Annotated in this window: 6 protein-coding genes and 1 pseudogene; 4 read left to right on the top strand and 3 right to left on the bottom strand. The window is 74.9% G+C overall.

What is annotated here, in order from left to right:
• Positions 1–205 (bottom strand): annotated as a pseudogene (locus ACTT8P_RS36900) (phosphatase PAP2 family protein); the annotation flags it as partial.
• 87 nt (positions 206–292) lie between these two features.
• Complete coding sequence (gene gabT / locus ACTT8P_RS36895; protein ID WP_442836169.1) at positions 293–1627, bottom strand: 4-aminobutyrate--2-oxoglutarate transaminase; 1335 nt, start codon at positions 1625–1627, stop codon at positions 293–295.
• A gap of 266 nt (positions 1628–1893) precedes the next feature.
• Between gabT and ACTT8P_RS36890 the strand changes: the two genes are divergently transcribed.
• The 4 genes from ACTT8P_RS36890 to ACTT8P_RS36875 all read left to right on the top strand — a co-directional run bounded on the left by ACTT8P_RS36890 (position 1894) and on the right by ACTT8P_RS36875 (position 8498).
• Positions 1894–4320, top strand: a complete 2427-nt coding sequence (locus ACTT8P_RS36890; RefSeq protein ID WP_442836168.1) for an ATP/GTP-binding protein — start codon at positions 1894–1896, stop codon at positions 4318–4320.
• Positions 4321–4437: 117 nt separating this feature from the next.
• The gene (locus ACTT8P_RS36885) at positions 4438–6024 is read left to right on the top strand and encodes a PucR family transcriptional regulator ligand-binding domain-containing protein (protein ID WP_442836167.1); all 1587 of its coding nucleotides are present in this window, start codon (positions 4438–4440) and stop codon (positions 6022–6024) included.
• A 132-nt stretch (positions 6025–6156) separates the two neighbouring features.
• The gene (locus ACTT8P_RS36880; RefSeq protein WP_442836166.1) at positions 6157–7602 is read left to right on the top strand and encodes an aldehyde dehydrogenase family protein; all 1446 of its coding nucleotides are present in this window, start codon (positions 6157–6159) and stop codon (positions 7600–7602) included.
• A 107-nt stretch (positions 7603–7709) separates the two neighbouring features.
• Entirely contained in the window at positions 7710–8498 is a 789-nt protein-coding gene (locus tag ACTT8P_RS36875) for a hypothetical protein (protein WP_442836165.1), read from the top strand.
• A gap of 35 nt (positions 8499–8533) precedes the next feature.
• On the opposite strand, the gene ACTT8P_RS36870 is transcribed toward ACTT8P_RS36875, so the two are convergent.
• Positions 8534–10067: glycoside hydrolase family 3 C-terminal domain-containing protein (locus ACTT8P_RS36870; RefSeq protein WP_442836164.1), on the bottom strand; the 1534-nt coding region annotated here is incomplete at its 5' end.

The raw sequence follows: 10067 nt of genomic DNA, 5'->3' as shown, positions 1-10067 counted from the left end.
GAACAGGGGGGGTGGTTCCGGGGCGGCCGACCGGACCGGAACGTCGCGCGCCCCGGGGGGTTTGGGGCGTGCGACCGTCCGATCGGTGAGGAGATCCGGAGCCGGAAGCTCCGTTTGTGTGCGCGAGGGCACGACCAGACCGTAGCTGGGGAGGCCCCGGCCTGGGGTCGCCCACAGTTCCCTGTGGACGGGGTGTATCTCTCATCTGCGTAGAACCTACGGCAGGGGCTGGGCGGAGGACAGGCACATCGGCATCCTGCCATTCACCCCCCACACCTTCTTCACAAGCTGCTCAGATGTGGGCGAGGGCCTGCTCGATGATGTCGAGGCCCTCGGTGAGCAGGTCCTCGCCGATGACCAGCGGCGGCAGGAAGCGCAGCACGTTGCCGTAGGTGCCGCAGGTCAGCACCACCAGGCCCGCGGCGTGGCAGGCCTTGGCGAGCGCGGCGGTCGTCTCGGGGGCGGGCTCCTTGGTGGCGCGGTCCTTGACCAGCTCAATGGCGATCATGGCGCCGCGGCCCCGGACCTCGCCGATGACCTCGTACTTCTCGGCCATGGCGGTGAGCCGCGCCTTCATGACCTCCTCGATGCGCCGGGCGGCGGCGTTGAGGTCGAGTTCCTTCATGGTCTCGATGGCGCCGAGCGCGCCCGCGCAGGCCACCGGGTTGCCGCCGTAGGTGCCGCCGAGGCCGCCGGCGTGCGCGGCGTCCATGATCTCGGCGCGGCCGGTGACGGCGGCCAGCGGCAGGCCGCCCGCGATGCCCTTGGCAGTGGTGATCAGGTCGGGCACGATGCCCTCGTCCTCGCAGGCGAACCACTGGCCGGTACGGCAGAAGCCGGACTGGATCTCGTCGGCGACGAAGACGATGCCGTGCTCGGCGGCGAACTGCCGGATCGCCGGCAGGAAGCCCTTGGCCGGCTCGATGAAGCCGCCCTCGCCGAGCACCGGTTCGATGACGATCGCGGCCACGTTCTCGGCGCCGACCTGCTTGGCGATCTGGTCGACCGCCTGCGCGGCGGCCTCCGGGCCGGCGTTCTCGGCACCGGTCGGCCAGCGGTAGCCGTAGGCGACCGGCACCCGGTACACCTCGGGCGCGAACGGTCCGAAGCCGTGCTTGTACGGCATGTTCTTCGCGGTCAGCGCCAACGTCAGATTGGTCCGGCCGTGGTAGCCGTGGTCGAAGACGACCACCGCCTGCCGCTTGGTGTACGCGCGGGCGATCTTGACGGCGTTCTCGACGGCCTCGGCGCCGCTGTTGAACAGCGCGGACTTCTTGGCGTGGTCGCCCGGCGTCAGCTCGGCCAGCGCCTCGGCGACGGCCACGTACCCCTCGTACGGGGTGACCATGAAACAGGTGTGGGTGAAGTCGGCGAGCTGGGCCGCGGCGCGCCGCACGACCGCCTCGGCGGAGGCGCCGACGCTGGTCACGGCGATGCCGGAGCCGAAGTCGATCAGCCGGTTGCCGTCCACGTCCTCGATGATGCCGCCGCCCGCGCGGGTGACGAACACCGGCAGGGTGGAGCCCACGCCCCGCGCCACCGCGGCGGTGCGGCGGGCCTGAAGCTGCTGCGACTTCGGTCCGGGGACGGCGGTGACGAGACGGCGCTCCTGCGGAAGTGCGGTCATGCGGGGCTCCTGGGGGTTTTACGGACGGGCTTTTTACGGACGGGGTTTTACGGACGCTTGCGTTCTTTTCCCGCAGGCTAGGTGCGGCGGACCGGGCTGGGCATGCTCCATGTGGGCGGTGTCGGCCGGGCGGATTGTCCGCGGTGGACAGAGACGTTCCCGGGCCCGGTACCGCGCACCCGGCCGCGTAAGCGGTGAACGCCCGTGCAAGGGCGTTAGATTGACTGGCGACGGTGCACGGAACGGCTGCTCAGGGGGCAGGGTCGATGGACAGCGACGGGAAGCGGGACGCGCGGGGGGCGCGGGTGAATCCGGTGCCGCCCGCGATGCCGTCGGTACCACCCGCGATGCCGCCCCGGCCGACCCGGGCACCGGGCCCGCCGCCGGTGCCCCAGCAACTGCCCCGGTCCGCCGGGCCAGCCGAACCCGCCGCCGCGGTCGCCGCCTGGCTCGACACGGAACGGCCCGAGGCCCGGCCCGGGATCTGGCGGTTCGGCTACCGGCCGCCCAGGAAAGCCGTGCAGCGGATCGCCCCCGTGACGGTCGTGGGCATGCTGATCCCGCTCGCGCTGGCCCTGCTGGTGTGGTCGTTCTGGGTCCGGGACGCCGTCCCCTACCAGCACGTCCTGCTGCGGATGTTCACGCCCGACGACTGGTGGTGGGCCGGCTCGGTGACCTGGCCGAAGCAGGTCGAGGGCTGGGCGGTGCCCCCCGGGGTGTACGCCAACGAGGTCTACGACGGCCTCTTCTTCCTGGTCCTCGTCTTCGCGGTCGCCTCGCTCGGCAGCTGGCCCGCCATCGCCCGCCACTACACGAGCCGCCGCCCGCAGCCGGCCCGCGCCCTGATCGCCGCCGGCCTCGCCCTGGTCGTCCTCAGCCTGGTCTTCCCGCGCGCCTTCCCGCTGGTCGGCTGGGACCCGGTGCCGGTGGTCCGGCCGCTGTTCGCGCTGACCATCCTGGTCACCGACAGCTACGAACTGATGGCCTCCACCCTCTACACGGACACGGTGTACGCGGTCGTCACCGCGCTCGTGCTGTGGCCGTTCGCCCGCCTCGGCGGTTGGCTGCCCTACGTCCGGCAGTTGCTCGCTGCCCGCCGCCGCGCCGAGACCCCCGCCGCCGCGCCCGGCCTGCCCCGCTCCCAGTGGCCCGCGCTGCGCGACACCGGCCAGCACGAGGCGGCCGAACTGCTCACCGCCGAGGTGGCCGGCGGCCGGATGAACGACGTCGACTGCGCCCGCGTCGAGCACGCCTTCCAGCTCGCCCGGCGCGAGGCCGGCCTGCACGTCTTCCGCGACACCGTGCTGCGCCAGGGCGCCGCCGCCTGGACCCACCCGTCCGGCGCCCGCGACCTGCCCCGCCGCACCGCCCGGCACGACCTGCTGGCCGGCCAGGTACGGATCGGCCGCTGGACCCCGGCCGAACGCACCCCCGAGCCCTACCACGAGGCCGGCGCGGCGCTCGGCCCCGAAGTGCTCGGCACCTCGCTGCTCGCCGTCGGCCCGGCCGGCGCCGGCAAGACCCGCACCCTGGTCGAACCGGTGACCGAGGCCCTCGCCCTCCAGGCGCTCACCGGCCGCTGCGCCGTCGTCGCCGTCTCCGCCGCCGGCCGCCCGCTCGGCGCCGACGACTCCTTCGACGTGATCGTGCGGATCGGCGACCCGTCCTCCGTGCACGACCTCGACCCGTACGCCGAGTCCGACGACCCGGACGAGGCGGCCGCCCTGCTCGCCGAGGCGCTGGCCGGCGACCTCGAACCGGCGGGCGCCCAGGGCGCCGCCACCGCGCTGGCCCAGCTCCTCGGCCCGTTCCGGGCGGTGCACGGCCGCTTCCCGGCCCTGCCGGAACTGCGCGAACTGCTGGAGGGCGGTGCGGACGCGCTGCTCCCGCTGCGCGCGACGCTGGCCGCGAGCGGCGACGACGTCATGGTCCGCGAACTCGACGCGCGGCTGCGCGGGGCCGGCGCGCCGGGCGACGCCGGGCGGGCCCTGGCCGACCGGCTGGCGCTGCTGAACCGGCCGGTCTTCGCGGACTTCCTCGGCGGCGGCGGACCGGGCCGGCCGTTCTCCCTGCGGGCCGTCGCCCACCACCCGCTGCGGGTCCGGATCGACCTGCCCGAGCGCGGCCACGAGGAGGCCGGCCGGCTGATCACCCGGCTGGTGCTGGCTCAGTTCCACGCCGTCGTCCGGGAGCGCGGCCGCACCCACTTCGCCTGCCTGGTGCTGGACGACGCGACCGGCACGGTCACCCCCGAGTCGGTGCGCCGCATCCAGCGGCTGCGCGGCCAGAACGCGGGCGTGCTGCTCACCCTGCGCACCGTCGCCGACGTCCCCGAGGCGCTGCACGGCCCGCTCTACGGCGCGGTCGGCTGCCGGATGGCCTTCTGCGGCGTCACCACCTGGGACGGCAGCCGGTTCGCGCAGGCCTGGGGCACCGAGTGGGTGGAGACCACCGAGGTCGCCAAGCACACCGTCTTCGCCGACCAGCCGATGACCCGAGCCCTCCACACCCTGCGCAAACTGGTCACCGGCCGGGCGGTCACCACCGACGCGGTGACCGTGAAGCAGGTCGAACGCGAGCACTGGTCCGCCTCCGAACTCGCCCACTCCGTCCCCCCCGGCCACGCCGTCCTGTCCCTGACCACCGTCAAGGGGGAGCACGCGCCGCCGCTGCTGGTGGACCTGCGGGGGTGAGAGCCCGGCCGGGATTCGCCGCGACCGTACAGTGAGGCACAATCGCCCCAGGCCGTTCATACGCGGCGGCCAACGGATCACCGGTTTTGCACCTCACCGACGCGGAGCTGACGGCCCATGCCCCCGACCCTCGCCTCGCTGGTCCACCACTCCACGCTCAAGCTGACCGTGCGGGCGGGCGGGGACCGCCTGGACGCGCCGGTGCGCTGGGCGCACGCCAGCGAGCTGGCCGACCCCGTCCCCTACATGGAGGGCGGTGAGCTGCTGCTGATCACCGCGCTCAAGCTGGACGCCGAGGACCCGGAGGCGATGCGCCGGTATGTGCGGCGGCTGGTCGGGGCCGGCGTGGTCGGCCTCGGGTTCGCCGTGGGGGTGCACTACGCGGACATCCCGGCCGCCCTGGTCGACGCGGCCGAGGAGGCGGGGCTGCCGCTCATCGAGGTGCCGCGCCGCACCCCGTTCCTCGCCATCAGCAAGGCCGTCTCCGCCGCCATCGCCGCCGACCAGTACCGGGCGGTCACCGACGGGTTCGCCGCCCAGCGGGAGCTGACCAAGCGGGCCCTGAGCGACGGCCCGGAAGGGCTGCTCGGCGCGCTGGCCGCCCAGGTCGACGGCTGGGCCGCGCTCTACGACGCGGCCGGCGAGGTGCTGGCCGCCGCGCCGGACTGGGCCGGCCGCCGCGCCGCGGGGCTCACCGCCGACGTACGGCGGCTGCGCGAGCGGCCCGCCCCGGCCTCCGCAGTCGTCGGAGGGACGGACCCGGGCGGCGACTGCGACCGCGTCGAACTGCACTCCATCGGCACCGCCCGGCGCCCCCGCGCCGCCCTCGCCGTCGGCACCGCCACCACCCTCGGCACCGCCGAGCGCTACGCCCTGCACTCCGCCGTCGCCCTGCTCACCCTCACCACCGAACGCTCCCGCTCCCTGCACGCCGCCGAACAGCGGATCGGCACCGCCGTCCTCGGCATGCTGCTGGCCGGCGAACCCGACCACGCCCGGACCGTGGCCGGCGACCTGTACGGCGCGCTGCTCGACGCGCCCTTCCGGCTGGTCGTCGCCGAACCGGTGCCGGCCGGCGGCGAACCGCCCGGGGCACTCGCCGAGGTCGTCGAGGCCGCGGCGGCTCGGGCGGGCGAGGCGGTGCTCGTGGTGCCGCAGGGCGAACGGCTGGTGGTGCTGGCCGCCGACGGGGGCGCGGCGGTCGCCGCCTGCACGGAGTACGCGGCCGCGCTGGAGGCGGGCCGCACGGTGCCGGACGCGCCGGCCGGCGGCGCGGACGAGGGCTGGGTGGCGGGATTGTCGGCGCCGTCCGGGCCGATCGGCGCCTCGGCCGCGTACAAACAGGCCGAACAGGCGCTGTCGGTGGCCCGGCGGCGCGGCCGGATCTGCGTCGAGCACGAGCGGCTCGCGGCCGGCTCGGTGCTGCCGCTGCTCGCCGACGACGCGGTGCGGGCCTTCGCCGACGGGCTGCTGCGGGCGCTGCGCGACCACGACGCCACCGGCCGCGGCGACCTGGTCGCCTCGCTGCGCGCCTGGCTGTCCCGGCACGGCCAGTGGGACGCGGCCGCCGCCGACCTCGGCGTGCACCGGCACACCCTGCGCTACCGGATGCGGCGCGTCGAGGAGATCCTCGGCCGCTCCCTGGACGACCCGGACGTACGGATGGAGCTGTGGCTGGCCCTGAAGGCGACCGCCCACCAGTGAGGCACGGCTAGTCCAATCCGTCGGTGTCGCCCACCGCACTGCTACACACCGGACAAACGACCGCCCGGCGCCCCGCCCCTACGGTGGACCCAGCACCGCACGTACACCCGACGGGAAGGGCCGGAACCCGACATGACCTCCACCCACGCCTTCTGGCTGGCCGGCCGCCAGGCCACCGGCGACGACACCTTCGACGTCACCTCCCCGTGGGACGGCCGGCTGGTCGCCGCCGTGAGCGTCCCGACCGAGGCGCAGGTGGAGGAGGCGGTGGCCGCCGCGTACGCCGTACGGGACGAGTTCGCCGCCACCCCGGCCCATGTCCGCGCCGCCGCCCTGGACCACGTGGCCCGGCGGCTGGCCGAGCGGGCCGAGGAGATCGCCCGGCTGATCTCCGCCGAGAACGGCAAGCCGATGAAGTGGGCCCGGGGCGAGGTCGGCCGGGCGGTCTCCGTCTTCCGGTTCGCCACCGAGGAGGCCCGCCGGTTCAACGGCGGAGCAGCCCAGCGGCTCGACACCGACGCGGGCGGGCAGGGGCGGCTCGCCCTCACCCGGCGGTTCCCCAAGGGCGTCGTGCTCGGCATCGCCCCGTTCAACTTCCCGCTGAACCTCTGCGCCCACAAGATCGCCCCCGCGATCGCCGCCGGCGCCCCCATCGTCCTCAAGCCGGCCCCCGCCACCCCGCTCTCCGCGCTGCTCCTCGGCGAACTGCTCGCCGAGACCGAACTGCCCGCCGGTTCCTGGAGCGTGCTGCCGGTCCCCAACGACCGGATGCCCGCCCTGGTCCAGGACGAGCGGCTGCCGGTGATCTCCTTCACCGGCTCCGAGCAGGTCGGTTACGCGATCATGGACTCGGTGCCGCGCAAGCACTGCACCCTGGAGCTGGGCGGCAACGGCGCGGCCGTCGTGCTGGCCGACTGGGCGAGCGACGCGGACCTGGACCACGCCGCGCAGCGCATCGCCGCCTTCTCCAACTACCAGGGCGGCCAGTCCTGCATCTCGGTGCAGCGGGTGATCGCCGACGCCGCCGTGTACGACCGGCTGCTGCCGCGCATCGTCGCCGCCGTCGAGGCGCAGGTCACCGGCGACCCGGGCGACGACAAGACCGATGTCGGCCCGCTGGTCAGCGAGGCCGCCGCCGAGCGGGTCGAGGCGTGGGTGACGGAGGCGGTCGAGGCCGGCGCCACCCTCGCCACCGGCGGGCGGCGCGACGGCGCCTCCTACGCGCCGACCGTGCTGACCGGCGTACCGGCGGACACCACGCTGGCCCGCGAGGAGGTCTTCGGACCGGTGCTCAGCGTGCAGAAGGTGGCCGGCGAGGCAGCCGCGTTCGCCGCCGTCAACGACTCCAAGTACGGCCTCCAGGCCGGCGTCTTCACCCACGACGTCCAGGCCGCCTTCCGCGCCCACCGCGCGCTGGAGGTCGGCGGCGTGGTCATCGGCGACGTGCCGTCCTACCGCGCCGACCAGATGCCGTACGGCGGCGTCAAGCAGTCCGGGGTGGGCCGCGAGGGCGTGCGGTTCGCGATGGACGACTACACCTACGAGCGGGTCATGGTCCTCACCGGCCTGGCGCTCTGACCCGGGTGTTCCGCCGCCGGACAGGTGCCGTTGGCCTGTCCGTCGGCCGGCCGAGTCCTCGGCGCGGGAGCGTTCCGCAAAACCCCCGACGCTGAGGGAACGGAACGTTGGCGCACGCCCGCAGAGCCCAGCACGACGAGGAGAACGCCGTCCCCTTCTGGCGGAGGGAGCAGCAGCGCGCGGCCGAAGCGGAACAGACGGTGGCGGCCACCGGACCGATGTCCGCCACCGCCGCCCTGAACCTGCAACGCGCGGCCGGCAACCGGGCGGTCTCCCGCCTGGTCGCCACCGGCGACGCGCCCGCCGTCCAGCGCGCCCCCGACGACCTGGACCACACGGCCGGCCTCGCGGTGCCGCCGAAGAAGGTCAAGGGCCACGAGACCGACGACCTCGGTGAGGTACGGCTGAACCCGCTGTGGGTGCCGCTCGACGAGTTCAGCGGCCGGGACCTGGACAACAGTCCCGAGGGCGCGAAGTGGCAGTACGCGGTCACCGAGGACGGCGAGATCTCGCTCGGCAGCGAGGACGTCGCCTCGCTCATCCCCAAGGCCCAGCTCGACCGGCTGCTCGCCGGGATGCGGACGAAGCAGCCGGGGCTGAGTGCCGAGGACCTGTCCACCGGCCTGGAGAACATGGGGCATCCGACGATCGCGGCCCAGTTCGGCCCGGACGGCAAGACCGCGCGGCAGCCCAAGGGGCGGGTCTGCGGCGAGCTGTACCGGATCGGCGGCGTCTGGACGATCAACGACAAGTCGGGCCGCTTCATGGCCGAGAAGGTGCGCGGCAAACCGGACGCCGAGGAGCTGGAGCGCTGGCTGTCCGGCGTCGCCCAGCGCATCGGCAGGCAGACCCGCCGGCGGGTCAGCTACCAGATCATGAAGCACGCCCCGGCCTGACCGAGCGGGGAGGCGGGCCAGGCCGGGGCGCCGGGTCAGCTGGAGAATTCGACCCGGGCCAGCCGGACCGGCCCGCGCAGCCCGATCCGCAGGTCGTGCACGCCCTCGGCGGCCAGGCCGGTGACCAGCGAGACGTAGGCGTACGGTCCCGGCGTGGGCGTGCCCGTCGCCAGTACGGCCCGCACCGGGCCGCCGGCCCCGCCCGCCAGGGACACCTCCACCACGCCCTCGCCCGCCACCGCGACCGTCACCGAGGTCACCCCGGCGCCGAAGTCGCAGTTCCGGTAGAGCAGTTCGCCGGACTTGCCGGCCGCCGGTGTCACCGCGTCGCCCGCCTCCTTGGTCCGGTCGACGATCTCCGTACCGCTCTGCTCGTCGAAGTCGGCGGCGTCCAGGCCCCGTTCGCGCACCGGGCGGGGCGCGGCCGGCTCCCCGTCCAGGGTGACCGTCGTCCGCAGCCGGACGTCCGCGCTGGAGGCGCCCACCAGCAGCGCGTACCGGCCCGGTTCCAGGCGCCACCGGCCGTGCGCCACGTCCCAGTACCCGAAGGCGGACAGCGGCACGTCGAAGGACACCTCGGCGGTGGCGCCCGGGGCGAGCGTGAGGCGGCGGTGGGCGAGCAGTTCGCGGCGCGGCCGCGGCACCGACGGGTCCTCGGCGCGGGTGTAGAGCTGGGCCACCTCGTCGGCGGTGACGTCCCCGGTGTTGGTGACGGTGAAGGCGACCCGTACCGCGTCCGCGCCGACGTCCGCGCTCAGGTCCGCGTACCCGAACGACGCGTAGGACAGCCCGTGCCCGAACGGGAACAGCGGGGTCCCCTCGAAGTACAGGTACGTCTGCCGGGCGCCGATCACGTCGTAGTCGAGCAGGTCGGGCAGGTCCCGGTCGTCGGCGTACCAGGTCTGCGGCAGCCGGCCGGCCGGTGACACGTCGCCGGCCAGCACCCGGGCCAGCGCGGTGCCGGCCGCCTGGCCGCCGTGCGCGGTCCACAGCACCGCCGGGAGCGGCTCGGTGTCGACGGCGTACGGGTAGGCGCAGACCAGCGCCAGCACCGTGTCCGGGTTGGCGTCCCGGGCGGCGCGCAGCAGCCGTTCCTGCTGGGCGGGCAGCCGCAGAGTCGTACGGTCCTCGGTCTCGCGGCCGTTGATGTGCGGGTCGTTGCCCGCCACCACCAGCACCACGTCGGCCCGCGCGGCGGCCCGCGCCACCGCCTCCTCGCCGCGCTCGGCGACGGCGAGTGCGAAGACTTCCCCGCCGGTCCCGGCAACCTTCACGCCCTCGGCGGTCACCGACACAGGGTGGCCCGTGCCCAGATGCCTGAGGAGGTGACCGTCGCCGTGCGGTTCCAGCCGGAACGTCTCCCGCACCACCCAGCCGCCCGGCTGGTCGGCCGAGGCGCGCAGGTAACCGTCCTCGGCCACCGAGAGGTACCGTCCGTCCGGTGCGCGCAGCGTGAGCACGCCCTCGCCCCAGTCGACCAGGGCGAGTTCGGTGCCGGTGGCGTCGGTGGTGAGCGGCGGCAGATCGGTGCGGCCGGCCAGCAGCGCCGGGGGGGGGGGGGCCGCGCCC

It is taken from the genome of Streptomyces sp. JW3, from assembly GCF_052216785.1.
Lineage (GTDB): Bacteria > Actinomycetota > Actinomycetes > Streptomycetales > Streptomycetaceae > Streptomyces.
The sequence above is the reverse complement of the archived record's forward strand: the minus strand, read 5'-3'. Positions and strand labels throughout refer to the sequence as shown.